The sequence below is a fragment of the Brevundimonas sp. R86498 genome, from assembly GCF_044598075.1.
Classification (GTDB): Bacteria; Pseudomonadota; Alphaproteobacteria; order Caulobacterales; family Caulobacteraceae; genus Brevundimonas.
Genome location: NZ_CP139004.1, coordinates 544,173 through 568,774, shown reverse-complemented (window position 1 = coordinate 568,774; position 24,602 = coordinate 544,173). Strand labels below are relative to the sequence as shown.

The window sequence follows — 24,602 nt, the reverse complement described above, 5'->3', positions numbered from 1 at the left end:
GCCCGGGGTTACGCGTTGGCGGTGCGGTGGGCGCTGTCGACGGCCCAGATCTTCTCGATGTTGTAAAACAGCCGCACTTCGGGCCGGAACAGATGGATGATCACATCGCCGGCGTCGATCAGCACCCAGTCGCAGTGCGGCAGCCCCTCGACCTTGGCGCGGCCCAGACCCTGTTCCTTGAGGGTGCGCAGCAGATGGTCCGCGAGCGCGCCCACGTGACGGTGCGAGCGACCCGAGGCCACGATCATCGTGTCGGCCATGGGCGACTTGCCCTTCAGGTCGATCAGGACGATGTCCTGGGCCTTGTCCTCATCCAGCTTGGAGAGCAGGGCCGTCTCCAGCGGCGTGCTGCCGGTCGGCACTGGCCCCTGACGGTCAAAATTGGGGGCGTCGTCGGCATCGTCGGCGTCTGCCCCGAACAGCGGGAAGTCGGCGGCGGAGTCGTCCGAAAGGTCCTCGTCCGGACCGTCTTCTGACTGGATGGGCGCGATCGGCTCCATCTCCTGGGCCGTGTTGGAAACAGCGTCTTCTTGCGCATCGTGCGCGGGCGAGGGGGTCAGCGGAAGGCTCCGGGAGGGTTCACTAAAGACGTTCCCTAGCACGAATGGGCCAAAACGTCACCCGCGCCGCTCAAGGCCATTTCGCGGCGCGCAGGGCCGTGGACGAACTGGGGTTCAGCGGTGCCGTCAGATAGGTCCAGGCGGGTGCGCTCATCAGGGGTAGCATCCGCGCCTCGCTGGACGAGACTCGCTGTCCGGCGAAGCGTCGCGCAGCGGGCGCAGAGCGGCTTTCCAGCAGACTGCCCGGCCGGGCGACCACAGCGACCGGCATCATCCGCATGATGTCGGTCCAGCCGCGCCAGCGATGGAAGCTCTCCAGATTGTCCGATCCCATCAGCCAGACGAAGCGGACGCCGGGGTGCCGACGCTTCAGCACCCGCAGGGTGTCGACGGTCCAGCTGGTCCCGACCCGGGTCTCGAAATCCGAAACCACCATGTGCGGCGGCCGGGCGACGGTGCGCGCCGACTGCATACGCTCGGCCAGGGGCGCGGTCTGATGCCGGTCCTTCAGCGGGTTCTGCGGCGAGACCAGCCAGATGACCCGATCCAGGTCGAGCCGCCGCAGCGCTGTCTCGGCCACATGGGCGTGGCCGTCGTGGGCCGGATTGAACGACCCTCCAAACAGCCCGACCTTCATCCCGGCCGCGAGGTTCAGGCCGTCTCTCAGTGCCCCCGGGCGGGGACCGCCTGACTGGGGCGCGGGACCGGCATGGAAAAAGGACAAGGCGGCGCGCGCTCGCAAGGGCTTATGCTCACGGCGGAGCTAACATGCGGTCCGAAGGCTGTCGCCCTCGATTATCCGCCCGTCTTCTTGAAGGTGTCCCCGACCTCGGCCGCGTTGGGACCGTCTGGTCCAGCCGAATTCCGCTCCTGGCGGCCGGTGCGCCTCACCGCGTCGTCCGGGGTTTTCGCGTCAGGCTGGCCACCCGGAATGGCCCCGTTCTTCTCGCGCCCGCGTGTCTGCTCTCGATCCGTCATCTGTCGCTCCGTTTGCAGGAGAGCGAACGGGATGGCCGTGCGGTTCCGTGTCAGGGGGCCCAGGCGGCGTCCCGGGACGGCAGCTCGTCGCCCTCGGCGTCGATCTCGCCGCGCGTCTTCCTCACCTCGGCCCAGGCGGCCCGCAGCAGTTCGGGCACGCCCTCGCCCGATACGCCGGAGACCAGCATGGGCCGGCGACCGGCCACAGCCTCCAGCTCGGCCGCCTTTTCCTCGCGCGCCTCGGGCGTCAGGGCATCGATCTTGTTGAGCGCCAGAATCTCCTGCTTGTCGGCCAGACCCTCGCCATAGGCATCCAGTTCGTGCCGGATGATCCGGTAGGCCTCGGCCACGTCGTCCTGGGTCCCGTCCACCAGATGGATCAGCGAGGCCGAGCGTTCGACGTGGCCGAGGAACCGCGTGCCGAGCCCTGCCCCTTCCGAGGCCCCCTCGATCAGGCCGGGGATGTCGGCGATCACGAACCGCTCGCCGGGGCTCAGGTCCACCATGCCGAGGTTGGGAGCAAGCGTCGTGAACGGATAGTCGGCGATCTTGGGCCGGGCCGCGCTGGCGGCCGCGAGGAAGGTCGACTTGCCCGCATTGGGCAGACCGGCCAGGCCGATATCGGCGATCAGTTTCAGCCGCAGCCAGATCCACAGTTCCTGGCCTTCCTGACCGGGGTTGGCGTGGCGCGGGGCCTGGTTGATCGGCCCCTTGAAGCGGGTGTTGCCCCAGCCGCCGTTGCCGCCCGACAGCAGCAGCTCCTTCTGGCCGGCCTCGGTCATGTCGAGGACGACCGTCTCCTTGTCCTCACCCAGAACCTGGGTGCCGACGGGCACGCGCAGGACCACGTCCTCTCCCTTGGCCCCGTGCATCTGCCGGCCCTGGCCGTGGCCGCCGGTCGCGGCCTTGAAATGCTGCTGGTAGCGATAGTCGATCAGGGTGTTCAGGCCCTCGACGGCTTCGACCCAGACATGGCCGCCGTTGCCGCCGTCACCGCCGTCCGGGCCGCCGTTGGGGATGAATTTCTCGCGCCGGAAGGAGACGGAGCCCGCCCCGCCGTTGCCGGAGCGGATGTAGATCTTGGCCTGGTCGAGGAACTTCATCGCGCGCCCATAGCCCAAGAGAGCGGCGATTTACAGGCAGGGGCGCTTAAGCGGATCGAAAGCGTGGCGGATGCAGGGTGTCGGCGAACACCACGGAGAGATCAGAATGATCTCGATGACGACCCTTTCGGTCCAGCCACTGCCCGTCTGGCGCACGCCGCTCAGGGACCCGCGCGCGCCTGCGCAGGAGCCGTCGCCGGGCTTCGGCCTGCCGTCGCTGATGGAGATGCGCGACGCACAGAAGTCGATGAAGAAGGAGATGGCGGCCAAACGGGTCCAGGCCGTCCGGGAACGCCGCGACGCCCTGATGCTGATGGTCGGGATCGACCCCCGGGCGGGGCTGAAGATGACCGCCGAGCTGGCGAAAGAGCTGAAGTCGGCGGTGAAGGACTATGTCGAGGCGGGCGGCCGGAACGTCACCGACGGCGAGATGGCCATGATGGGCCGGGATGCCAAGGATGCGCGCAAGGTCGCGGACGAGGCCTTTGACGGCCTGCCGGCTGAGCCGAAGGACATCGGTATCGAGGCTGAAACCGCCAGGGCCGATGCGGAGATGAAACGGGGCCAGGCCGCCTATGCCGCCGCCTTCGGGATCGCCGACTGGCGAGACGCGACGGCCGACCGGGCCGAGGCCGTGCTCGGCGCGGCCATGACCGACCGGGGCTTTTTCGAGCAGGTGAAGATGGCGGTCGCCGAGCTCAAGGAGGCGCGCGAGAAGATCAAGGCCGACTGGGCCCATCTGAAGGCACCGAACAAGGACGACTGGAAGGCCGCCGACAGGGAGCTGGCCGAGCTTGAGAAGGCGATCGACATGGCCCCGACGGGAGCGCCGGATCCGGCAGCGAGCGGGGCGTCGGTGAAGGCGTAACCCTCTCCCGCAAAGGGCCCGCACGGGGAGAGGGAGACAGAAGACTCTCTAGAGATAGGCGATCATCCGGCCCGCGATGACGATCGCCAGCCACAGAACCAGCGACAAAAGGGCCAGGCCCCGGGCGAGGGGAAGGGCCGACAGCCATCGGAACGCAAGGGCGTTGGCCCCGGCCGCGACAAGCAGCAAAAGTTTCAGCCGGAAAACCGCAGACACCGCCAATGCCGCAGCGTCCGCCGCGAACAGGATCGTTCCGCTGGCCACGGCGATCGCGAACCCGGCAAGGGCAAGCGGGGTAAGGGCACGCGCGAGGTCGTCGAGCGCGACCGCGCGCGCATAGCCCAGAAGCCTCAGGTCGAGGAGGCCGATGGATCCCACCAGAAGGATGACGCCCACAACATGGGCGACATTGGCGAGCGGATAGGCGAGCGCGGAGCCGGCCGACCACCGGGCGAAGGCGGAGGCCTCGACGACCGACGCAAACTCCGCGATCAGCGGAGTTCGACCGTCTTGCCGCCCGCGGTGATCCGCTCGACCCGCATCTCGCGCGTGCCGTCGCGTCGCGGATAGCCCTCAACCGTTACGGTCTGGCCCACGGCGATATCGTCCGCGACGAGACCCCGGGCCTGCATCCGTGAGACGGGTGCCAGCACGACGTCCCAACGCTGTTGATCCAGCATGACAACGAGGCTGCCGTGAGGGCTACCCCAGTGCGACTCCAGCACCTCCACCGTGGGTCGCATCACGCGATCGGCATTGTAGGAACTCCAGCCGTGGTGAGCCAGGGCGGCACCGGCGGTCGCCATAACCACCGCCGCGCTTGCGACAGCCCAGGAGAGACGGGATGACATGTGAGCCTCCGAAAGTCTGATGCCCTCCAGATTATCGCCGCACCTGTCGTCCCGTTCCCGCGGCCTGCTGTCGCAGGCTCAGCCCTTGGCCCAGACCCCGAACGGATCGCTCCAGGACAGGCCCATGGCCTCGGCGACCGCCGGATAGGTGATCTCGCCCTTCAGCACGTTCAGGCCGCGCGCCAGATGCGGATCCTTCCGCAGCGCCTCCAGTCCGTGATCGGCGAGCGCCAGTCCGAACGGAAGGGTGGCGTTGTTCAGGGCCTCGGAAGACGTGCGCGGCGCGGCCCCGGGCATGTTGGCGACGCAGTAGTGGACGACACCGTCGACGGTGTAGGTCGGGTCCTCGTGGGTCGTGGCGTGGCTGGTCTCGAAACACCCGCCCTGGTCGATGGCGACGTCAACCAGCACCGAGCCGGGCTTCATCTGCTTCAGGTGGGCCTTCTTGATCAGCTTGGGCGCCTCGGCACCGGGGACCAGCACCGCGCCGATCACGACATCGGCCTTGACCACCTCCTCGTCGATCGCGCCGATCGAGGAATAGCGGGTGATGACGCGGCCGTTGGTGACCTCGTCGATATAGGCCATGCGCGGGATCGAGCGTTCCAGCACCACTACCTCGGCCCCCAGGCCCATGGCCATGCGGGCCGCATTCAGGCCGACGACCCCGCCGCCCAGCACCAGCACGCGGGCAGGGGCGACGCCCGGCACGCCGCAGAACAGCAGACCCATGCCACCGTTGTGCTTCAGCAGGGTCTCGGCCGCCGAGAAGACGGCGATGCGGCCGGCGACCTCGGACATCGGGGCCAGCAGCGGCAGGCCGCCGCGCGCGTCGGTCACGGTCTCATAGGCAATGGCCGCGCATTTCGACGCCAGCAGGCCCTTCGTCTGTTCGGGATCGGGGGCCAGATGCAGATAGGTGTAGAGGATCTGGTCCTCGCGCAGCATCTCCCACTCGACCTTCTGGGGCTCCTTCACCTTCACGATCATGTCGGAGTTCGCAAAGACCGTCGGGGCATCCGCGACGATCGCGGCCCCGGCGCGGACATAGTCTTCGTCGGTGAAGCCCGCGCCCAGACCGGCCCCGGTCTGGACCCCGACCGTATGACCGTGCGCGACGTATTCACGGACCGCCGTCGGAGTCAGACCGACCCGGTGTTCGTTCTTCTTGATCTCTCTGGGGACGCCGACGCGCATCTGGTCTCTCCGGGACAGGACCCCCCGGGCCGGGCGGGCGCGAAGGCGATGCATCACGTTCTAGCGAGAGGCGAGTGGCAAGTTCCTGTTCTTTTCAGTGACTAATCGGCGTAAAGTCGCAGAAACTTGCGCTAAGGACCGTGATGAAGAGTGTTTCTGCTGTCGCTCTCGATGCAACCGACCGGAAGATGCTCCGTGCGCTGCAGGCGGACGGACGGATGACGAATAGCGACCTGGCCCGGACCGTTGCCCTGTCGGAAAGCGCCTGCCTGCGCCGCCTTCGGGCGCTGGAGGTGTCCGGGGTCATCAGCCGCTACGCGGCCATCATCAATGAACGGGCCGTGGGGCTGCCGATCAGCGTCTTCGTGACCGTGACCCTGTCGTCCCAGGCCGAGAGCGCCCTGACCGCCTTCGAGACCGCCATCACCACCGTGCCGGAAGTGGTCGAATGCTATCTGATGACCGGCGGGTCCGACTATCTGCTGCGGCTGGTGGTGCGCGACGTCGACGATCTGGAGCGGGTTCACGCGAAGGCGCTGACGACCATCCCGGGGGTGACGCGGGTGTCGTCCAGCGTGGCGATGCGCACGGTGGTCAAGCGTGGGGCCCTTCCGGTCTGACCCGGGCCACGCAGTGTGGCTCCGCGTCGCCGTCGGAACGAGGGGGCTGGAGCCGCCGTTAGGCGAGATGATCTTCGACAATCCCGGTGGCACCCTTCTTCCTGTTCTCGGCGCGGTGATCGCGGGGGGTTTGATCGGCTTCGAGCGGGAGTGGCGCGGACGACCGGCCGGGTTGAGGACCCATATCCTCGTCAGCCTGGCCTCCGCCCTGCTCATGCTGGCCGCCACCTCCCAGGCGGACTGGGCCTTCGCCCATCTGCCGGACGAGAACATCGTCACCGACCCGACCCGCATGGCGCATGGGATACTGACCGGTATCGGCTTTCTCTGCGCCGGGGTGATCTTCCGCACCGGCTTTTTCATCCATGGCCTGACCACGGCTGCGTCCCTGTGGATCACGGCCGCGATCGGCATCCTGTTCGGTGCGGGCCTGTTCGCGCTCGGTGCCCTTGGGACCGTGATCACGGTGGTCATCCTGATGATCCTCCGTCTGGTCAACACACGCCTGCCGGCGCGGCCGGTCGTCGATCTCGAGGTCCAGTGGGCCCGCACGGAAGGCTCGACTGCGGCCCAGGTCGAGGCTCGGCTGGCAGCCCTCGACGGCGAGATCTGGCCGGCGGTGTACGAACTGATGCCGGACGGGCTGACGCTGCGCAGAACCTGGCGGCTGACATTGGCCAGTCCGGCGGAGATCGAGCAGTTGGCGACGCAGCTCGGGGTGGTCACCGGCCTCGGCAGCTATCGTCTGGTTCCGCGCGACGACTGACATCCGCGCGGAAAACGGTGCCGGCGGTCTCGGCACCAGCGGAAAGCCGCTCCAGAATGCGACAGGCCCGGTCGATGCCCGGTCGCGGTCGAGGGAGGAAACGCCATGGCGACAGACTACACAGTCTATGGGGCGGCGGGTTCGGGCTCGGTTCCGGTCGAGGCGGCGTTGACCCTGATCGGTGCCCCCTATCGCGTGGTCGAGGCCCCGACCTGGGAAGGCGATCACCAGCGGGACCGGGTGGCTCCGGTCAATCCGATGCGGCAGCTGCCGGCGCTGGTGACCCCGGAGGGCGAGACCCTGACCGAGAGCGCGGCCATCCTGATCTGGCTGGCGGAACGCTATCCGGACGCCAGGCTGGCACCGGCCGCGGGTGATCCCCTGCGGGGGCGGTTCCTCAGGTGGATGTGCTTCATCCCGGCCTCCATCTACTCCATGTACTGGCCCCGGGATGTGCCGTCGCGGCTGGCGGGGGACGATCCGGAAGCCCAGGCCGTGCTGCTGGCGCGGACGGCGGAGCGGATCTCGGACTGCTGGGCGGTGATGGAGCGGGAGCTCGCTCCGGAGGGCCGGTTCCTGCTCGGCGACACGGTGTCGGTGCTGGATCTCTATATCGCCGTGGTCAGTCGCTGGCGGCCGCTGCGGCCCCGGTTCCACGCGGTGGCTCCCCGGCTGGGTGCCGTGGCGCGGCGGGTGGATGCCCTGCCCGAACTGGCGGCCTTCTGGCGTGATCGCTTTCCGTTCGAGGGTGACTATGCCGACGCCCGGCCGGTGCCCGGGGACTGAGGTCAGGCCGGACCGCCACCGGTCGCCGCCTCACTCCAGCGCGGTGCGAATCTGTTCGATCATGGCCAGGCGGGCGTCGGAACGTTGGCGGCCGGTCGCCGTGGGCCAGGCGGCGAGGAAGACCACGACCAGGTCGCGGGTCGGGTCGACATGGATCAACTGACCGAAGATTCCGGCGGCCTCGAACTGGGCCCCTTCCCCGCGGGTCCACCACTGGGAGCCGTAGCCTCGGTCGTTTTCGGGAAAGTCGATCCTCTGGGCCGTGGCCGTCCCGAACCAGTCGGGCGTGGCGATCTGGCCGCCCGGGACCACGCCCCGCTCCAGCGCCATCAGACCGACCCGGCCCCAGTCGCGCAGGGTGGCCGAGACGCAGCAGCCGCCGGACTCCCGGCCCTGGGCGTCCAGCATCCAGAAGGCCGGGCTTTCCATCCCCGCCGGGTCCCAGATCTTTTCCTTCAGATACCCGGCGAGGGGCCGACCGGTGGCGCGGGCCACCAGCACACCGATCAGATTGGTCTCGCCCGTGTTGTAGTTCCAGTGCTCGCCGGGCGGATGGGCCCGGGGCAGGGCTTTCAGATAGGCCACGGTGGCGTCGGCGTCGGCCGGCGGGGGCGTCAGATAGAAGCGGGCCACGTCGGAGGTGGCCCGGGTATAGTCCTCGTCCCACCGGGCTCCGGAGGTCATGGTCAGGACGTGGTCGATCCGGACGCCGTCATAGGCCCCGCCGGCGAGATCGGGCAGATAGTCGGTGACGAGGTCGTCGGTCGACCGGATCGCCCCCTCGGCCACGGCCGCCCCGACCAGGGTCGCGGTCAGGGACTTGGTCATCGAGAAACTGTCCCAGATGTCCGTTGGTGTCAGGCCGAGGCCGTAGCGCTCGAGCCGCACCTGACCCCGGTGAATGACCAGCAGGCCGGCGACCCGTTCCGCCTCCATGAAGGCCGAGGGGTCGAGCGCGAGCGGGGCCCCCGCCGGCAGGGGGCGGGGCGTGGGGGACGGCGCGATGCGCGCGTGGGGGATGAGCTCGGGCATCCGGCGCAGGTCGCGCTCGCGCCGCTCCGCCGGCCAGAACAGCACCTGCATGTCCGCTGGAATGGCGAAGGGGGTGGGTGTCGCCTGCGCCGGAGTCGGGGGCGTTTGCGCCGGAGCCGGTGACGCCCCCAGCAGCAGGCACAGGAAGACGGGGGCCAGCTGGACGGTTCGGATCATCGGTCAGGTCTCCGGGAACCGTGCCAGATTGCCGTGCGGCCGGGGCAAAGGGAAGCGGATCCCGCTCAGGCGGCGGCCGAGTTCGGCACGGCGGGGGATGAGTTGGCCGTGACCTTGCCGATAGCGTCGAACAGCGAGGCATGGGTGATCGGCTTGGCCAGGTGACCATTCATGCCGGCGTCCAGACAGCGGGCCGCGTCCTCCGGCATTGCGTCGGCGGTAACGGCCAGGATCGGGGTGCGGCCGGCCAGACCCGGCAGGGCGCGGATGGCCCGGGTGGCCGCGAGGCCGTCCATCCCGGGCATGCGCACATCCATCAGGATCAGGTCGAAGGGGGCCGTGCTGGCCATGACCACCGCCTCCTCGCCGTCGGTCGCCTCAAAGGTCTGGCATCCGAGAGGGGAAAGCATGAGACGCGCCACCTCGCGGTTGGCGGGGTGGTCGTCCACGATCAGAACCCGCGCCGCGGGCAACGGGGCCTCGGGCCGGGCCGGCCCGTGGGAATCGGTCCTGGGCGCCGGGGCCGGCTCTGTCGTGGCCGGGGGAAGGGGAAGGCGGACGGCGAAGGTCGAGCCGAGGGGGGAGCTGCCTTCCAGAACGATGTCCCCGCCCATGTCGCGGGCCAGACGGCGGGCGACGGCCAGTCCCAGACCCGCCCCGACATGCGCTCTGCCAATGGTGTCGTCGGCCTGGACAAAGGGCTGGAACAGGCTGACCGCGAGGGCGGTGTCGATTCCGGGGCCCGTGTCCGTGACGCGCAGGACGGTGATGTCGCCCTCGCGGGCGACGGTCACAAGAATTTCCCCCCTCGCGGTGAACTTGATCGCATTGGCGATCAGCCGGTTCAGGATCTGCCGGAGCCGGCGCGGGTCGGCGAGCACAGCCGCGCCGGCCCCCGACCGGACGAGGGACCGGATCGGCAGCCCCTTTGCGGCAGCGGCGTCACGGGCCGCCGCACAGACCTCCTCCACCAGGATCGCGGGATCGACCGAGTCCAGGCAGGCGATGGTGTCGCCGCGCGAGATTTCCAGCACATCCTCCACCAGGGTCAGAAGCGCCGCCCCGGAGCGCTGGATCTCGTCGGCCTGGGCCCGGGCCTCCCGGGCGAGGCCCGGGCGACGGGTCAGAAGCTCGGAGTAGCCGACCACGGCATGCAGCGGCGTGCGCATTTCGTGACTCATCAGGGCCAGGAAGCGGGATTTGGCGGCATTGGCCGCCTCGGCCTGACGCATCGCGGTCCTGGCGGCCCGGGCGCGGGCCTCCAGCCGGGCCATCATGCGCCGCCGCTCCGAGACGATGGTGCTGGTCGGCAGGGCCGTGACGATCATCGTCAGGACGAAGGCGTAGAAGATCTGGAGGTGGTGCAGGACGTCGGGCACCCGGGCCAGGTCGGGAATGTCGGGGATGCGCTGCAGGGTCATGGGCCCATGGCCGTTCAGCGTTGCAAAGCCCCCGATCACGGTGATCATCAGTATGGAGATTGCCGCTGCGGTGGGGGACATGCGGAAGACCAGCAGCAGGCCCGCCGGGAAGATCAGGAACAGCAGTGGCGCACTGGACTGGGCGAAGATCACAATCGCGACGGCCGCCACCATGGCCATCAGGCCGGTGGCCTCCAGCGCACCGCTGCTGGAGACGTCGTTGCGGAACCGGTGGCGGCGGGCCAGCAGCAGCAGGATGGGCGTGATGGTCAACAGGCCCAGCGCCTCCATGGCGAAAAAGCGCTGGAAGGTGAAGAGGTGAAGCGCCGCCGGGTAGTCCCGCACGACGGCGACAGTATTGACCGCGATGAGGGTGCAGAACAGGACCGCAGGCGTCACGGCGAGGGTGGCGAAGGCCAGCAGCCGGCGCGGGCGACGCAGGTCCAGGGCGGCGCCACAAACCCGGCGGGCGATGGTTCCCGCGATGAAGACCTGGGCGAAGTTCAGCGCCACATTGAGCCAGAGGAAGAGCGGGGGATCCCCCCGGACGAGCCCGGCCGCCACATTCAGCACGAGGCAGATGGACAGGGCGGCGATGGCCTTGCGGCGGTGCAACTGCAGGAAGGCGGCGAGCAGCACGCCATTGGCCGGCCACATGACCACGGCGTTGTACTTGCCCGCGCTCCAGACGCCGAGCAGCAGGCTGGCACCGAACAGCGCCACATAGGCCCAGGCCGGAGGTCCGGCCGCCTGTCCTGCCTCGTGGCGGAAAATCCGCCAGCGCCCCTGCATCAAGCCTCTCCGCGCGATCCGATGCGACAGTTATGACACAGGGGAGTTAACGCATTGGGTCGGACAAACCGCGTTACCCGGCCAGCAGGACCCACAGGCCGGTCGCCGCGAACGCCGCCGCCGCACCCATGCGGATAAGCGCCAGGGGCAGGCGTCGGGCCGCGGCCTCGCCCAGCAGGACCGCGGGACCGTTGACCAGCATCATGCCCAGCGTTGAGCCGGCCACGACGAGGGGCAGGTTCTCGAACCGGATGGCGAGGCCGGCCGTGGCGATCTGGGTCTTGTCGCCCATCTCGACGAGGAAGAAGGCGGCCGTTGTGGTCCAGAACACGCCGGCGAAGGTTTTCTCGACCGCCTCCTCGTCGCGCACGTCGAGCGTGTCGGGGATGAGGGCCCAGACGGCGAAGCCGAGGAAGGACAGGCCGACGATCCAGCGCATCCATGGACCGTCCAGATACTGGGCGGCTAGGGTCCCCGCGAGCGCGGCGAAGGCGTGGTTCAGCAGGGTGGCGACGAAGATGCCGAGAATGATCGGGACAGGGCGTCGCCAGGCGGCCGCGAGGGCCAGGGCCAGCAGCATGGTCTTGTCCCCGATCTCCGCGATGGAGACGAGACCGGTGGAAATCAGAAAGGCGTTCAAGACACGTCGATGCGCGGGGCCGCGGCGATGAGACCGTTGGCGTTCGCAACCGGGGCCCCGCGTGGAGTGTCCCTGCGAAAGCCAGCGGTCTTGCCAGAAGCATCCTTTTTTGTCCCTACCGCTCGGCCCGCGGGGCCTCGCTGCTTGAGGGACGTGAGCGGCGGCCGATCGTGGCCGCCGCAGGAATGTTCCGCCCGCGCCATCCACCCCCGGGAGGGTGGAAGTATGTTGACGCGGGCCCTGCCGGGAGATGCAGGCGGCTACTCCCCGATGACGCGGCGCGTTTAGCCCCTGAGGTCCGGAGTGGCAAGGCCGGGGTCGAAAGCGGGCGTCGTATCGTCGACCAGCGCTGCGTGGTGGCGGCGCTGGCGGCGCTCGACCCCGTAGCTGACCAGCCACAGGGCCATGGCCCAGGCGGCCCCGACGCACCAGCCGGCGAGGACGTCCGTGGCCCAGTGGGCCCCCAGATAGACCCGGGTCAGGCCGACCAGCAGGGCAAACAGGATGCCGACGCCCAAGACATAGACCTTCAGACGTCGGCGGGGAAAGGCGCGGGTCATGAGCACCGCGACCGTCAGATAGAACACCGTGGCCAGCAGGGCATGGCCGGACGGGAAGCTGGCGTTCAGCGTGTCCACAACCTGAAAATCGGTCGGGGGGCGCTGACGTTCGAACACGGCCTTGAGGCCTTCGCTGAGGCCCACACCTCCCACCAGTCCGGCGACCAGCAGGGCGGCGGAAAGGCGTTTGCGCTGGATCAGCAGGATGCCGATGGCTGCAACGGCGAAGAGGGCCAGGACCGCGATGCCACCCAGCGAGGTCAGGTCCGCCGCCGCCTCATGCATCCACCACGGACCCCGGGGTTGACCGGCGACCGGCTGCATCCAGTCCAGCACCATGCCGTCAAACTCCTGGCCGTCGGCCTCGGTCAGGTCGTCGGCGATGCTGACAAAGGTCAGGATACCGAAGGCCATGATACCCAGCGCGCCAAGAGCGGCGAATTCGCCGCGGGCAACCATCGTGGCGCGGCGCAGAAACGGGACGATTTTGACAGGTTGCATCGGCGGCAAACGGTCAAGCTGTCCCGGCGTTCCCGATCACGGCTTCGTGATCAGGAGCACCGAAAGCCGTAGCGCGGTCGTCGTCGGCTTTTGCACAGGCTCATCCCCTGTCGCGAGATGATTCGCGAGGAAATCGTCCGTCAAGCCCGTTGACGGGTCGTTAGGCATCTGCGCCCCATATGTTGGTTCGGGGCGCGCTTCGGCCACTACATGCAGTGGTCGCAGCGCCGAGAGTTTTCCGACGTTTTGGTTCAGGACAATACGGTTATGGCTGGCGGCGAAGCTTTGAAGACGGTTGAATTGCTCGACGATTCCGGGCGTGAGTGCCGGGGCGGTGGCGTCTGAGCGTCCCCATCTGACGGTGGTGCGCAGCCTCGACCTGGACCGGACCCGTGACGACCTGCTGACGGACTTCGGCAAGAAGACGCTGGAGGACCGCTATCTGCTGGCCGGCGAAAGCTATCAGGACATGTTCGCCCGGGTCGCCACGGCCTATGCCGACGACCACGACCATGCCCAGCGCGTCTATGACTATATGTCGAAGCTGTGGTTCATGCCGTCGACCCCCGTGCTGTCGAACGGCGGGGCAGCACGCGGCCTGCCCATCTCGTGCTTCCTGAACTCGGTCCAGGACAGCCTGGACGGCATCCAGCGCGTCTGGAACGAGAACGTCTCCCTCGCCTCGAACGGCGGCGGCATCGGCACCTACTGGGGCGGCGTCCGCTCGATCGGCGAGAAGGTCAAGGGCGCGGGCCAGACCAGCGGCATCATCCCTTTCATCCGCGTGATGGATTCCCTCACGCTCGCGATCAGCCAGGGCTCGCTGCGTCGGGGCTCGGCCGCCGTCTATCTGGACGTGCACCATCCCGAGATTGAGGAGTTCCTCGAGATCCGCAAACCCTCGGGCGACTTCAACCGCAAGTCCCTGAACCTGCACCACGGCATCAACATCACCGACGAGTTCATGGAGGCGGTCAAGGCCGGCACCACCTTCGGCCTGCGCTCGCCCAAGAACGACGAGGTGCTGAAGCTCGTCGACGCCCGCAGCCTGTGGCAGAAGATCCTCGAGATCCGGCTGCAGACCGGCGAGCCCTATCTGATCTTCTCCGACACGGTGAACCGCCAGATGCCGAAGCACCAGCGCGAGCTGGGGCTGAAGGTGAAGCAGTCGAACCTGTGCAGCGAGATCATGCTGCACACCGGCCCCGACCACCTCGGCATCGACCGCACCGCCGTCTGCTGCCTGTCGTCGGTCAATGCCGAGATGTTCCTGGAGTGGCGCGAGGAGCCGCGCTTCATCGAGGACGTGATGCGCTTCCTCGACAATGTGCTGGAGGACTTCATCACCCGCGCGCCCCCGGAGATGGCCGCCGCCGTCTATTCGGCCAGGCGCGAGCGCTCGGTGGGTCTGGGCCTGATGGGCTTCCACTCCTTCCTGCAGGCCCAGGGCGTGGCGTTCGAGAGTGCCATGGCCAAGTCGTGGAACATGCGGCTGTTCAAACACCTGCGCCGCGAGGCCGACAAGGCCAGCGTCAAGCTGGCCGAAGAAAAGGGCGCCTGCGAGGACGCGGCCGAGCGCGGCGTGATGGAGCGGTTCAGCCACAAGCTGGCCATCGCCCCGACCGCCTCGATCAGCATCATCTGTGGCGGTACCAGCGCCGGTATCGAGCCGATCCCGGCCAACATCTATACCCACAAGACCCTGTCGGGCTCGTTCGCGGTCAAGAACCCCTATCTCGAGAAGCTGCTGGACGGCTACGGGGCCAACACCGACGCGGTGTGGTCCTCGATCCTCGAGCACGAGGGCTCGGTCCAGCACCTGACCATGCTGACCGACGACGAGAAGGGGGTCTTCAAGACCGCCTTCGAACTGGACCAGCGCTGGGTCGTCGAACTGTCGGCCGACCGCTCGCCCGAGATCTGCCAGGCCCAGTCGATCAACCTGTTCATCCCGGGCGACGTCAACAAATGGGACCTGCACATGCTGCATTGGTCGGCCTGGGAGCGGGGCGTGAAATCCCTGTACTATCTGCGCTCCAAGTCCGTGCAGCGCGCCGCCTTCGCGGGAGCCGAGGACAAGGCCGAGGTCGAAATCGACCCGGATCAGCCCGATCTGTTCTCGGCCGCGCGCACCGATTACGACGAATGTCTGGCCTGCCAATAGGACGCTAACCCTTCCACATTACCCTGCAGGGGAACCGCAGAGACGAGACTTCGCGTTGGACGATCATGTCAGGAAGGTGTCGCAAAATCGCGATTGGACCTGACGGGATTCCGGTGCAGGGTAGGTCCTGTTAGCGGACTGTGAGGGGACCGTTGATCTGTCCTAAGGCCATTGTTCCGGGTGTTTTCGTGCTGGCGGCCCTTGCCGCCCCGGCTGTCGCCCAGACGTGGGTCGACCAGAGCTGGTCGGAAAGCGGCTCGGTCAATCCGGCCAGTATCACCGCACGGCTCAATCGCCAGGCGGGTTTTGACCTCGCCACCGACCGTGGCTTTGGACCTGCCCTCCAGCCGACCGCCGAACTCTCATCTCCCGATTTTGCCTCCGGCGAGCCGCATAACGCCTTCGCCGCGACCACCACCCACGAGGTCTGGCGCGAGACCGAGGGCTACTCCGACCGGCTGCGGCTGCGAACCCGGGGTCTGGTTCGGCGGGCCGACGGGTCGCCCTTGCCTCTCACGCCTCTGGATGCGGCCACTTTTGACGCAGACGGGTATGATCTGACCTATACGCGCGGCTGGCCGGTGGCACGCGGGTATACGGCTTCCGGTCTGGAAGTGTCGCTTACACCTCACGCCGGCATCGGCGTGGGCGACCGGGGCGGACGCGCCGAGGCGGGTGCGACCCTGAAGATCGGCTCCGACTTTGGCGACATGGTTCCGGAAGGCTCCGACGCCTTCGGCCAGCGGGCGCGGTGGTACCTGTATGCGGCAGGCTCGGGCACGGCGGTCGGCTATAATTTCGCGCGCAACCGCGACGGGGACTTCGCCCGATCGGGCGTCAGCCGGGACTCGGGGGCCTTCCTGGGGGATGCGTCGATCGGTGTGGCCCTGCGACGCGGCGACATGCAGGGCTCGTTCGGCATCGTCTATCGCGAGATCGAGGCTGAGGGCCTGCGCAGCGGGCGCGGCATAGACAACGATGTCACCGAGGGGCTGGTGGCCTTCCAGCTGTCGATCAAGCCCGAATGGTGATGGGTGGCTGGTGACGGGTGATCGGGGGCTCAAGACCGCCAGCCACATCCTAGCCACCAGCCACTACAGCCACCCCTTCCCGCGAAACCACAGCAGCGGCAGAACGGCGGCGGCGACCATGGCGGCGATGGCGGCCGGATAGCCCCACGGTTCCGACAGCTCTGGCATACGCTCGAAATTCATGCCGTAGATCGAGGCGATCAGGGTCGGCGGCAGGAAGCAGACCGAGGCCACCGAGAAAATCTTGATGATCGACGACTGTTCGATGTTGATCAGGCCCAGGGCTGCGGACAGCTGAAAATTGATGCTGGCTGCCACAGCCTGGGCATGGACGATCAGGGATGAGGCGTCGCGGCCCAGCGAACGCAGATGCTCGCGGATCTCGACATCCTTCTCGAACCGGTCGTCGGGGCCGAGGAAAGCAAAAATGCGGGCCAAGCCTGACAGGCTCTGCTCGATCCGGGCATTGGCCATATGGGCGCGGCCCAGTTTGGTGATCAGCCGGTCAAAGCCGACGGTCTTGGTCTGGGTGAAGACATGGCTGGATACCGCCTCGACATGGGCCGCATTGCCCGAGAGAACGTCCGAAAGCCGGTCGATCACGGCTTCCATCAGCGTCAGAAAGACCTCGTGCCCGGAACGGCAAAGGGCGGGCTCGCGCTCCAGCCGGTCGTCCAGCATCGAGAACGGTTTTGGATCGACGTAGCGGATGGTGACCAGCGGTCCGTCTGTGATGACGAAGGTGGTGGGCGCCAGGGCTGGCAGGTCCTCATCGCCATGGTGCATCAGGTCGGCGATCAGGAAGACGGCCCCGTTCTGCCGATACAGCCGGCTGGAGGCCTCCAGTTCGGCCATCTCCTCCGGTGTCGGCAGGCCGAGACCGAGCGCGGCCTCGACGACCGTCTCCTCCTCACGTGTGGGACGGACCAGATCGATCCACAGGACGTCTGCAGGCAGGGTCCAGCCCGGCAAGACGTCGGACGCCTCGGCGTGCGTCTCCCCGGCCCGGTACAGGCGGATCATCGGGGCGGGGTGCGCCGGAGGGTCAGGGCTGGCCCGAAGCGGGGGCAGTCGAGACCATCTGCCGACCCGCCTCCAGCGCGTCGCGGGTGCCGTTGTAGATGAAACCGTAGGTCGGATAGACGGTCGAACCGAGGTCGCGGATCGGATTGTACCAGACCTTGACCTGGCTCCAGTCGTTCTGGCCAGAGACGTCCACGACCGTCACATTCTCTTCCACCTTGCCGCGGCTTCCGCCCCAGTTGGCGTGGGTCACGCGGATCACGCGGTCCGTCAGGATGTCGGAGACGACGGCAACATGGCCCCGGCTCATCCGCCCTTCAGGACGGAACACCAGCACCGAGCCGGTGGCGGGGGCCCGGCCCGTCTGGAACCGGTCCACGGCCTGGTTCCACCAGGTCCAGGCGTCGCCGAAGATGTTGATGCCCGAGAACATGCGGGCGAAGGTGACGCACTGCCAGTACGGATCGTCGGCTTTGGCGGTCGCGGGCGACAGGGCGAAAAACCCGAGGCAGCCAGCAACCAGGGCGGCGGTGATCCGTTTTGTCATGCTGGATTGTGTCCGATTGTTACGCCCTGCACTCTTCCTAGAGGAAGGTTAGCGAGGGGTGAAGACCCGTCTCAGGCGAGTTGGGGATCGTTTTGACGCGCCCGCGCGCGGGCGGCGCGGCGCTCCGCCAGACCCCTCAGGGCCCGCCGGGCGGGGTATTCGACCAGATGGTAGGAGATCGCCGCCACCAGCGGCAGGGTCAGAACCACGCTGAGCCACACGAAAACTTGAAGCCGGTCGCCGCCTCCGGTCAGCATCGAGGCGGCGTTCACCGCCAGCAGTTTCCACGGCACCACGACCATATAGACCGAATAGCTGATCTCCCCCAGATAGACAGCCGGGCGCGAGGCCAGCCAGCCGGCGCGGGCATTGGGCAGGGCCGCGAGTGCCAGGATCAGGCCGCCGCACAGGGGCACGATCAGGGCGTCGGGAGCCTGGAGCGAGGCCGCCGCGATCAGGGTGACCGCGGACCCGGCCGCGATCCAGCCGGGCCGGGGCAGGCTGAACCGGCGATGCACCAGATACAGGGCGCAGCCCAGGGCGAAACACGGCACGATCCGCAGTGCGCCCCAGGCGATGGTGGCCTGGGTCAGGGGGAAGCCGGCGAGGGCCTCGAAGGCAGCATAAAGGCCGACCAGAAACGCGATGGCCCCGACGACCGCCACGACGGGTCGCTCGCGCAGCCGCCACGCCACGGCGGCGAACAGGGGAAAGGCCAGATAGGCGAACCATTCGGCCGAGATCGACCACGACGGATGGTTCCAGCCCGCTTCGGGCGCGAAACCCCAGGCATGGACCATCAGAAGATTGGCCGGCAGGGAGGCCCAGCTGAGGATGTTGCCGTTGATGGCCAGGCCGGCGGCGACGGCCCCCAGGCCCAGGACCCCCACCCCGAGCAAGGTGGCCAGATGCAGGGGATAGACCCGGGCCAGCCGGGCCCACAGGAACGACCCGTAGTGGAACCGCTTCTCGCCATGGGCGGCCAGATAGACGTGGCTGAGGATGAACCCCGACAGGACGAAGAACAGTTCGACCCCCAGATAGCCCTTGGCCACCAGGTTGGGGATGACGTTGACGTCGAGGTCCGGCCAGAAGGCGAACAGCGCGACCCACATCGCCGCCAGAAACCGCAGGGCGGTCAGGGGGCGCAGGTCCGCGGGGGTTTCCAGCTGGCTCATCGAGGCCTTATGCAGCCTTCGGCGTTCCGGAACCGTTAAGCGGGCCGAATTCAAGGGATTCAGGAGCCGGCATGGCGAGTTTCGACGATGTGGTGACCGGTGCGGCGGCGGCGGCGGGCCTCTCCAACGCGCAGGCGCACGCGGCCCTGACCGGGGCGCTGGGCCTGCTGGACCGCCACGCCGCGCCCGAACACCGCGACGCCCTCTATGCCGCCGTGTCAGGCGCGGAGGCGGCGGCCCGGTCGAAGGCGGCCGAACGTCCCCGGCGGGGGCTGTTCGGCGGGTTGATGGCCAGCGCGGGCGGCGTCTCGGGTGCGGCGGTGGCCGAGGCGATGGGCCTGCTCGAACGGCTGAAGGCCCACAACGTCGGCAAGGCCGAGCTGAAACGCCTGCTGCCCGCCGCCCGGGATCAGGTCAGGGCCGCGACGGGTCGTGACCTGCTCGGCGAGGCCGTCCGCAGCGTCCCGGGCGTGGGGCCGCTGCTGGGGGACGGGTAACGGCGTCGCGCGCCGATCAGGGCGCGGGCGAGCTGTTCAACTGGGCGATCGGCGCGGCGCAGCCATTGAGGGTCTCGTTGGCCGCCTCGACCCGGGCGGTCAGGGGATAGACCCGGTCGCTCATCCCGTCCGAGCATTCGGTGGCGATCAGGGTGACCACCAGGGCGGTTCCGTCGGCCGTCGCGGCGGCATAGACGGCGGTGGTGCCCTGGACCGTCGGGCCGGGGTTGGAGGACCGCAGGCCTTCCCCCTCCGGGGTCGAATACACGAGGGCCTCGGGCGTCATCTCCACGCTCCAGAAAGGTTCTGTGCCCAGCACCCGCAGGGGCTGGTTCAGGTCGACGCCGCCCAGCATCACGGGTTCGGCGGGCGCAGCGGGGGCCTGGGCCGGCGGGGCTGGCTCGGAACAGGCGGCCAGCGACAGCATCACAAGGGCGAGGGCGGCACGCATGGACAGGCTCCGGAGTGGGTCGATGGACAAACGCAGCCGGCGGCCGAAGGGTCAAGAGGCGGTGTCCGAAGGGGCCATCGCCCGGGTCGGCCCAGGCGCCTATGCTCGGACCATGCCGATTCGCCCCGCCCGTGCCGCGACTGTTCCGGAGGCACCGGGCGTCTATGAGTTCTTCGCCGGCGGCGGGCTGGCGGGGCTGGGGTTGGCGGGATTCCGGACCCTGTTCGCCAATGACATTGATGCCGCCAAGGTCGCCAGCTGGCGCGCCAATCACTCCGGCCTGATCCATCAGGGCGATGTCTGGACGCTGGAAACGTTGGATCTGCCCGGAAGAGCGGATCTCGCCTGGGCGTCGTCGCCCTGTCAGGATGTCAGTCTGGCGGGCGCGCGGGCGGGTCTGGCGGCACGCCGGTCGGGGGCCTTCTGGGGCTTCTGGCGGCTGATGCAGGGGCTGGACGCCGAGGGACGAGGGCCGCCCGCGATCGTGATCGAGAATGTGACCGGCCTGCTGACCTCGGGGGCAGGTGCCGATTTCGCCACCGTTTGTGCCGCGCTTGTCGAGGCCGGCTACCGCGTCGGCGCGCTGGAGATGGATGCCGCCCTGTGGCTGCCCCAGTCGCGGCCGCGCCTGTTCATTGTGGCCCTGCGCGGGATCGAGGGGGTGGAGCAGGCCGGCCCGTCCGGGCCCTTTCACAGCCCCCGTCTGGTCGCCGCCCACGCGCGGTTGCCGGACGCCGTCAGGACCGGCTGGGCATGGTGGTCGTTACCGGTCCCGCCTCGCCGCAACCTGGATCTCGCCGCGATGCTGGAGCCGGACGCGGCGGTCGACTGGCTGTCAGCGCACCAGACCGAGGCCCTGCTGGCCCTCGCCGGCCCCCTGCATCGCGCGCGGCTGGAGGCGGCCCGGGCCTCGGGCGAGCGCCGGGTGGCGGCGGCCTATCGCCGGGTGCGGATGGAGGCGGGCGTCAAGATGCAGCGTCTGGAGCTGAGGCTGGACGGGCTGGCCGGCTGCCTCCGGACGCCCGCCGGCGGGTCGTCACGCCAGTATGTGATTGTCTGCGATGACAGTTCGGTCCGGGCGCGCCGGCTCGCGGGGCGCGAGGCGGCCCGATTGATGGGGGTGCCGGACAGTTACCGCCTGCCCGTCGCGGAGACCGCAGCCCTGAAACTGATGGGCGACGCGGTGGCCGTGCCCGTGGTGCGGGCCCTGTCCGACGGCCTGCTCTGGCCCGCGCTCACGGGGCGGCGCGCAGCGGCCTAGTAGGGGTCGGGTTCGTCCCGGCCCGGGTCCAGCCGGTTGTCGACACGATCGTCCCAGCCCTCCTTGTTCGACTTGAACGCCAGGGCCATCAGGCCCCAAGCCAGACCGACCGTGCCGATAATCCCCAGACCCATGGCGATCCAGCCGTGCAGGGGCAGGGCACCCCCGCCGATCGCCGTCCAGAACAGCCCAAGCCCCCAGGTGGCCCCGGCGGAGACCGCAAGGGCAAACAGGGTCAGGAGCCAGAGGCGGAGCGGCGAGGCGGGCATGAGGTGATCATACCACGGCACCGCGCGCCTCGCCTGCGGCACGATCAACCGGCGATCGCCACCTGCCGGCGCGCCCGGCGCAGCCGCCGCGCCTGTCGCGGGCAGGACAGGGTCAGACGGTACAGGACCGTCAGCACCAGCGCCGTCAGGGCCCAGGACAGAAGGATGTCCGACAGGAAATGGCCGCCAAAGGCCAGCCGGTTCAGCGACAGCGCCCCGGCATAGGCCAGCACGGCCGGCAGGGCCCAGCGGCGATGCTCCGCCGGCACCATCAGCACCACCACGGCCACCATCCAGGCCGCCGAGGACGCCTCGCCCGAGACGAAGGAACAGTTGCTGGCGCAGTTGTCGCTGATCGTCCAGGCGGGCGTGAAGGCCGCGTCGCCGCCGAAGGTGTCGATCTGGATCGGGCGGGCGCGGCCCCAGAGTCCCTTGAGCAGGCCGTTGACCACCACCCCGGATCCCAGCGCCAGCCCGGCCAGCAGGACGGCGGCGCGGCGGGCATGGCCCCGCAACCGGCCCCGCCCGCGCCACAGTCCGACCGCGACCTCGCCGATGAGCCCCAGCAGCATCAGGCCCAGCACCCAGCTGGAGGATTTCCGCAGGGCTCGCAGGACCGGGTTCTGCGCCAGGGCGAAGCCGTCGGCACTGAAGAACAGCGCGCTGATGGCCAGGTCCACACCCGGAACCACAAGGAAGTACAGCGACAGGGCCACCGTCACGCCGAGCGCCACGGTCAGGGGCTCGTCCGCCCGCAGGCCGGCGGCCAGGGACAGGCGCACCCGGGTCACGCCGCGCTGCAGCCCGCGCAGGGTCCAGACGCGCCGCGGTTCGCGCGCCGGAACGACGCCAATGGTCGAAAGGTCCGTCATCGATTCCCCCAAATCGAGCCGTGTGACCTCACGCCTTGCCCGGGTCGTGTTGCAGCGGCGTCACGGAAATGAGGGTGTTCAGCGTCAGTGCCGCGTCAGTCGCGTGTCGAACCCTCCGTGCCCGCTGCAAACGGCTCCCGACGGCCTGGCTTCACCCGGAGCCAGCGCCGCGCTACAGCGGGCCATGCCCGAACTTCCCGAGGTCGAGACGGTCCGTCGGGGCCTTGAACCGGTGCTGGTGGGCGCGCGTCTGGGCCGGGTGCGGCAGAACCGCCCGGACCTCCGGTTTCCGTTTCCCGAGCGCTTTGTCGAACGACTGGAGGGGGCCGGGGTCGAGCGGATCGACCGGCGCGCCAAATATCTCCTGGCCGCCCTTTCGACCGGCGAGACCTGGGTGACCCATCTGGGCATGACCGGCCGGTTCACCGTCGACGGCGAACAACTGGGCGAGTTCGAGGAGGCCGCACCGATCGCGGGCAAGCACGAACACATGAGCCTGTGCGCCCTGCGCGACGGGACCGCGACCCGGATCGGGTTCGCCGATGCGCGCCGCTTCGGCTTCATGGGCCTGATCGCCACCGACAGGATAGAGGCCCATCCCTGGTTCGCAGGGCTGGGGCCCGAGCCATTGGGTAACGGCTTTTCAGGAGCCCATCTGGCCGAGGCCTTCGCCGGGAAAAAGCAGAACGTGAAGGTCAGCCTGCTGGACCAGCGGATCGTGGCCGGTCTGGGCAATATCTATGTCTGCGAGGCCCTGTACCGGGCGCGGATCTCGCCGCTGGTGGCGGCGGGCAAGGTCAGCCGGCCGCGGCTGGAACGGCTGGCGGTCGTGGTGCGCGAGGTGCTGGGCGACGCCATCGCGGCGGGGGGCTCGACCCTGCGCGACTTCGCCGGCGCCGACGGCAACGCCGGCTATTTCCAGCATCGGTTCGATGTCTATGGCCGCGAGGGCCAGCCCTGTCTGGCGGAGGGCTGCACAGGGGTGGTGAAGCGCATCGTCCAGGGCGGGCGCTCGACCTTCTTCTGTCCGTCCTGCCAGAAGCGATGACCATGGATCGGCGGATCTGTCTGCTGCGGGGCGTCAATGTCGGCGGGGTCAAGGTGATCATGACCGCGCTTCAGGCCGTGGCGCTGGAGGCCGGGTTCAACGCGCCCCGGACCCTGCTGGCCAGCGGGAATCTGGTGGTCGACAGCGACGCGGCACCCGCCGAGGTCGAGGCCCGGCTGGAGGCGGCCATCGAGGGGCATTTCGGTCGTCGGATCGAGGTCATGGTCCGCACGCCCGACGAATGGCGTGCCCTGATGACGTCCAATCCCTTCGCCGCCGAGGCCGCCTCCGACGGCGGTGGCTCGAAACTTCTGGTCATGGTGATGAAGGCCGGGATCGCGGCTGGCGCGGTCGAGGCCCTGCGGGGCTTTGCTTCGGGCGAGGAACGGGTCGAGCCGGTTTCGCTTCCCGGTGGCGACGCCCTGTTCCTTTGGCACCCCCACGGAATGGGCACGTCGCGCATGGCGGAAAAGGCCGCGCCGCGCCTCATCGGGGTCGGGACGGGGCGGAACTGGAACACGGTGGTCAAGCTCGCGGCGATGGTTGGTGTCTGAAAAATCGGACGTAATGTAAAAAATAATAGACATGATGTCCGGAATGGGTGACATTCGCCGTGCCGCGTCCTGCGGCGGGAGGGGCCTATGTCGTTTCGCGAGAAGCATCTCTGGATCAGCGTCTTCGCCACGGTGGTGGTGTGGTCGATCTATTTCCGCGAGCTGGTGGACCGGGTCGTCAGCGGCGGAATGGACGATCCGCGCTTCGCCCTGATCATGGGCCTCGGCTTTGCCGGGGCGGTGTTCGTGGTGGCCGTGATCGAGGTCACCCTGACGGTGCTCGCAACCTTGACCACGGCAAAGGTTGACCGCGAGACCCGCGACGAGCGCGAGATGCTGGCGGCGTTCAAGGCCAGCCATGTGTCGATGTCGCTTCTGATCGTCCTGGTGATCAGCCTGGCCTCGGCAACCTGGATCAGCGCGCTGACGCGACAGGCCCTGTTTACAGGCCCGGCGGCCATGGTGGTGCTGGCCAATCTGCTGGTCGCCTGTGTGGTCCTGTCGGAACTGACCCGGTTCGGCTTCACCCTGTATCTGCTCAGGCGGGGCCGGTGACCCGGGGGGCTCCACCCATCCGGAACCGGATCCGCGAACTTCGCTTCCATGCCGGGGAGATGACCCAGGCCGACCTCGCCGCGCGGATCGGCATGACCCGCCAGACCATCGTGGCCATGGAGCAGGGAAAATATTCGCCCAGTCTGGAAGCGGCCTTTCGCATCGCGTCCGTCTTCGGGGTGTCGATCACCGACGTGTTTCAATGGGACGGGTCAGGCACGACCGCTTCTGGCGTATCATCGCCCTAGACTGTCTTCTCCAAGGCATTCCGGTCGGGACGAAGCGGACTCAACGGACTCA

At 68.5% G+C, this 24,602-nt stretch carries 29 protein-coding genes and 1 riboswitch; of the genes, 12 read left to right on the top strand and 17 right to left on the bottom strand.

Going from position 1 to position 24,602, the window contains the following annotated elements:
• Window positions 1–8: 8 nt before the first annotated feature.
• From rsfS to obgE, 4 genes are all read right to left on the bottom strand, one after another.
• The gene (gene rsfS, locus SJY26_RS02825; protein ID WP_396594645.1) at window positions 9–500 is read right to left on the bottom strand and encodes a ribosome silencing factor; all 492 of its coding nucleotides are present in this window, start codon (window positions 498–500) and stop codon (window positions 9–11) included.
• A 130-nt stretch (window positions 501–630) separates the two neighbouring features.
• Complete coding sequence (locus SJY26_RS02820; RefSeq protein WP_396594644.1) at window positions 631–1,284, bottom strand: nicotinate-nucleotide adenylyltransferase; 654 nt, start codon at window positions 1,282–1,284, stop codon at window positions 631–633.
• A 71-nt stretch (window positions 1,285–1,355) separates the two neighbouring features.
• Window positions 1,356–1,538, bottom strand: coding sequence for a hypothetical protein (locus SJY26_RS02815; protein WP_396594643.1), 183 nt, complete (start codon window positions 1,536–1,538; stop codon window positions 1,356–1,358).
• A gap of 50 nt (window positions 1,539–1,588) precedes the next feature.
• Entirely contained in the window at window positions 1,589–2,641 is a 1,053-nt protein-coding gene (gene obgE, locus SJY26_RS02810) for a GTPase ObgE (protein WP_396594642.1), read from the bottom strand.
• Between the two features lie 106 nt (window positions 2,642–2,747).
• Between obgE and SJY26_RS02805 the strand changes: the two genes are divergently transcribed.
• Complete coding sequence (locus tag SJY26_RS02805; protein WP_396594641.1) at window positions 2,748–3,509, top strand: hypothetical protein; 762 nt, start codon at window positions 2,748–2,750, stop codon at window positions 3,507–3,509.
• Window positions 3,510–3,557: 48 nt separating this feature from the next.
• On the opposite strand, the gene SJY26_RS02800 is transcribed toward SJY26_RS02805, so the two are convergent.
• From SJY26_RS02800 to ald, 3 genes are all read right to left on the bottom strand, one after another.
• On the bottom strand, window positions 3,558–3,905 hold the full coding sequence (locus SJY26_RS02800; protein WP_396594640.1) for a hypothetical protein: 348 nt from the start codon (window positions 3,903–3,905) through the stop codon (window positions 3,558–3,560).
• A gap of 95 nt (window positions 3,906–4,000) precedes the next feature.
• Window positions 4,001–4,360, bottom strand: a complete 360-nt coding sequence (locus SJY26_RS02795) for a DUF6152 family protein (protein WP_396594639.1) — start codon at window positions 4,358–4,360, stop codon at window positions 4,001–4,003.
• A 78-nt stretch (window positions 4,361–4,438) separates the two neighbouring features.
• Complete coding sequence (ald, locus tag SJY26_RS02790; RefSeq protein WP_396594638.1) at window positions 4,439–5,557, bottom strand: alanine dehydrogenase; 1,119 nt, start codon at window positions 5,555–5,557, stop codon at window positions 4,439–4,441.
• 143 nt (window positions 5,558–5,700) lie between these two features.
• Between ald and SJY26_RS02785 the strand changes: the two genes are divergently transcribed.
• The 3 genes from SJY26_RS02785 (at window position 5,701) to SJY26_RS02775 (ending at window position 7,729) form a co-directional block, all read left to right on the top strand.
• On the top strand, window positions 5,701–6,177 hold the full coding sequence (locus SJY26_RS02785) for an Lrp/AsnC family transcriptional regulator (RefSeq protein ID WP_396594637.1): 477 nt from the start codon (window positions 5,701–5,703) through the stop codon (window positions 6,175–6,177).
• 67 nt (window positions 6,178–6,244) lie between these two features.
• Complete coding sequence (locus SJY26_RS02780; RefSeq protein WP_396594636.1) at window positions 6,245–6,943, top strand: MgtC/SapB family protein; 699 nt, start codon at window positions 6,245–6,247, stop codon at window positions 6,941–6,943.
• A gap of 105 nt (window positions 6,944–7,048) precedes the next feature.
• Complete coding sequence (locus SJY26_RS02775; RefSeq protein WP_396594635.1) at window positions 7,049–7,729, top strand: glutathione S-transferase family protein; 681 nt, start codon at window positions 7,049–7,051, stop codon at window positions 7,727–7,729.
• A gap of 30 nt (window positions 7,730–7,759) precedes the next feature.
• Here the strand turns inward: SJY26_RS02775 and SJY26_RS02770 are convergent, their stop codons facing one another.
• The 4 genes from SJY26_RS02770 to SJY26_RS02755 all read right to left on the bottom strand — a co-directional run bounded on the left by SJY26_RS02770 (window position 7,760) and on the right by SJY26_RS02755 (window position 12,852).
• On the bottom strand, window positions 7,760–8,938 hold the full coding sequence (locus SJY26_RS02770; protein WP_396594634.1) for a serine hydrolase domain-containing protein: 1,179 nt from the start codon (window positions 8,936–8,938) through the stop codon (window positions 7,760–7,762).
• Window positions 8,939–9,003: 65 nt separating this feature from the next.
• Window positions 9,004–11,151, bottom strand: coding sequence for a response regulator (locus SJY26_RS02765; protein WP_396594633.1), 2,148 nt, complete (start codon window positions 11,149–11,151; stop codon window positions 9,004–9,006).
• Between the two features lie 73 nt (window positions 11,152–11,224).
• The gene (locus SJY26_RS02760) at window positions 11,225–11,791 is read right to left on the bottom strand and encodes a TMEM165/GDT1 family protein (RefSeq protein ID WP_396594632.1); all 567 of its coding nucleotides are present in this window, start codon (window positions 11,789–11,791) and stop codon (window positions 11,225–11,227) included.
• A gap of 182 nt (window positions 11,792–11,973) precedes the next feature.
• A riboswitch (yybP-ykoY riboswitch) is annotated at window positions 11,974–12,072 on the bottom strand.
• Window positions 12,073–12,075: 3 nt separating this feature from the next.
• Entirely contained in the window at window positions 12,076–12,852 is a 777-nt protein-coding gene (locus SJY26_RS02755) for a phosphatase PAP2 family protein (RefSeq protein WP_396594631.1), read from the bottom strand.
• Window positions 12,853–13,186: 334 nt separating this feature from the next.
• Here SJY26_RS02755 and SJY26_RS02750 point away from each other — a divergent pair, with 334 nt between their 5' ends.
• Complete coding sequence (locus tag SJY26_RS02750) at window positions 13,187–15,016, top strand: ribonucleoside-diphosphate reductase subunit alpha (protein WP_396594630.1); 1,830 nt, start codon at window positions 13,187–13,189, stop codon at window positions 15,014–15,016.
• A 188-nt stretch (window positions 15,017–15,204) separates the two neighbouring features.
• Window positions 15,205–16,047, top strand: a complete 843-nt coding sequence (locus tag SJY26_RS02745) for a lipid A-modifier LpxR family protein (RefSeq protein ID WP_396594629.1) — start codon at window positions 15,205–15,207, stop codon at window positions 16,045–16,047.
• Window positions 16,048–16,110: 63 nt separating this feature from the next.
• Here the strand turns inward: SJY26_RS02745 and SJY26_RS02740 are convergent, their stop codons facing one another.
• The 3 genes from SJY26_RS02740 to SJY26_RS02730 all read right to left on the bottom strand — a co-directional run bounded on the left by SJY26_RS02740 (window position 16,111) and on the right by SJY26_RS02730 (window position 18,795).
• Window positions 16,111–17,070 (bottom strand): magnesium transporter CorA family protein, encoded by a 960-nt coding sequence (locus SJY26_RS02740; protein WP_396594628.1) that lies wholly within the window; start codon window positions 17,068–17,070, stop codon window positions 16,111–16,113.
• A 22-nt stretch (window positions 17,071–17,092) separates the two neighbouring features.
• A complete protein-coding gene (locus SJY26_RS02735) occupies window positions 17,093–17,617 on the bottom strand; it encodes a CHAP domain-containing protein (RefSeq protein WP_396594627.1) in 525 nt (174 codons plus the stop codon).
• A gap of 71 nt (window positions 17,618–17,688) precedes the next feature.
• Window positions 17,689–18,795, bottom strand: coding sequence for an acyltransferase family protein (locus SJY26_RS02730; RefSeq protein ID WP_396594626.1), 1,107 nt, complete (start codon window positions 18,793–18,795; stop codon window positions 17,689–17,691).
• A 71-nt stretch (window positions 18,796–18,866) separates the two neighbouring features.
• On the opposite strand from SJY26_RS02730, the gene SJY26_RS02725 reads away from it, so the two are divergent.
• The gene (locus SJY26_RS02725; RefSeq protein WP_396594625.1) at window positions 18,867–19,292 is read left to right on the top strand and encodes a hypothetical protein; all 426 of its coding nucleotides are present in this window, start codon (window positions 18,867–18,869) and stop codon (window positions 19,290–19,292) included.
• 16 nt (window positions 19,293–19,308) lie between these two features.
• On the opposite strand, the gene SJY26_RS02720 is transcribed toward SJY26_RS02725, so the two are convergent.
• On the bottom strand, window positions 19,309–19,743 hold the full coding sequence (locus tag SJY26_RS02720) for a COG3650 family protein (RefSeq protein ID WP_396594624.1): 435 nt from the start codon (window positions 19,741–19,743) through the stop codon (window positions 19,309–19,311).
• A 112-nt stretch (window positions 19,744–19,855) separates the two neighbouring features.
• Between SJY26_RS02720 and SJY26_RS02715 the strand changes: the two genes are divergently transcribed.
• Window positions 19,856–21,004 (top strand): DNA cytosine methyltransferase, encoded by a 1,149-nt coding sequence (locus SJY26_RS02715; RefSeq protein ID WP_396595693.1) that lies wholly within the window; start codon window positions 19,856–19,858, stop codon window positions 21,002–21,004.
• Here the strand turns inward: SJY26_RS02715 and SJY26_RS02710 are convergent.
• Both SJY26_RS02710 and SJY26_RS02705 read right to left on the bottom strand, forming a co-directional pair.
• A complete protein-coding gene (locus SJY26_RS02710) occupies window positions 21,001–21,273 on the bottom strand; it encodes a hypothetical protein (protein ID WP_396594623.1) in 273 nt (90 codons plus the stop codon). The genes SJY26_RS02715 and SJY26_RS02710 overlap by 4 nt on opposite strands.
• A gap of 44 nt (window positions 21,274–21,317) precedes the next feature.
• Window positions 21,318–22,145, bottom strand: coding sequence for a phosphatase PAP2 family protein (locus SJY26_RS02705; RefSeq protein WP_396594622.1), 828 nt, complete (start codon window positions 22,143–22,145; stop codon window positions 21,318–21,320).
• 184 nt (window positions 22,146–22,329) lie between these two features.
• Here SJY26_RS02705 and mutM point away from each other — a divergent pair, with 184 nt between their 5' ends.
• The 4 genes from mutM (at window position 22,330) to SJY26_RS02685 (ending at window position 24,550) form a co-directional block, all read left to right on the top strand.
• A complete protein-coding gene (gene mutM / locus SJY26_RS02700; protein ID WP_396594621.1) occupies window positions 22,330–23,193 on the top strand; it encodes a bifunctional DNA-formamidopyrimidine glycosylase/DNA-(apurinic or apyrimidinic site) lyase in 864 nt (287 codons plus the stop codon).
• Between the two features lie 2 nt (window positions 23,194–23,195).
• Complete coding sequence (locus SJY26_RS02695) at window positions 23,196–23,747, top strand: DUF1697 domain-containing protein (protein ID WP_396594620.1); 552 nt, start codon at window positions 23,196–23,198, stop codon at window positions 23,745–23,747.
• Window positions 23,748–23,834: 87 nt separating this feature from the next.
• Window positions 23,835–24,302, top strand: a complete 468-nt coding sequence (locus SJY26_RS02690) for a hypothetical protein (RefSeq protein ID WP_396594619.1) — start codon at window positions 23,835–23,837, stop codon at window positions 24,300–24,302.
• Complete coding sequence (locus SJY26_RS02685) at window positions 24,299–24,550, top strand: helix-turn-helix transcriptional regulator (protein ID WP_396594618.1); 252 nt, start codon at window positions 24,299–24,301, stop codon at window positions 24,548–24,550. Before SJY26_RS02690 ends, SJY26_RS02685 begins: the two co-directional genes overlap by 4 nt.
• Window positions 24,551–24,602: the final 52 nt, after the last annotated feature.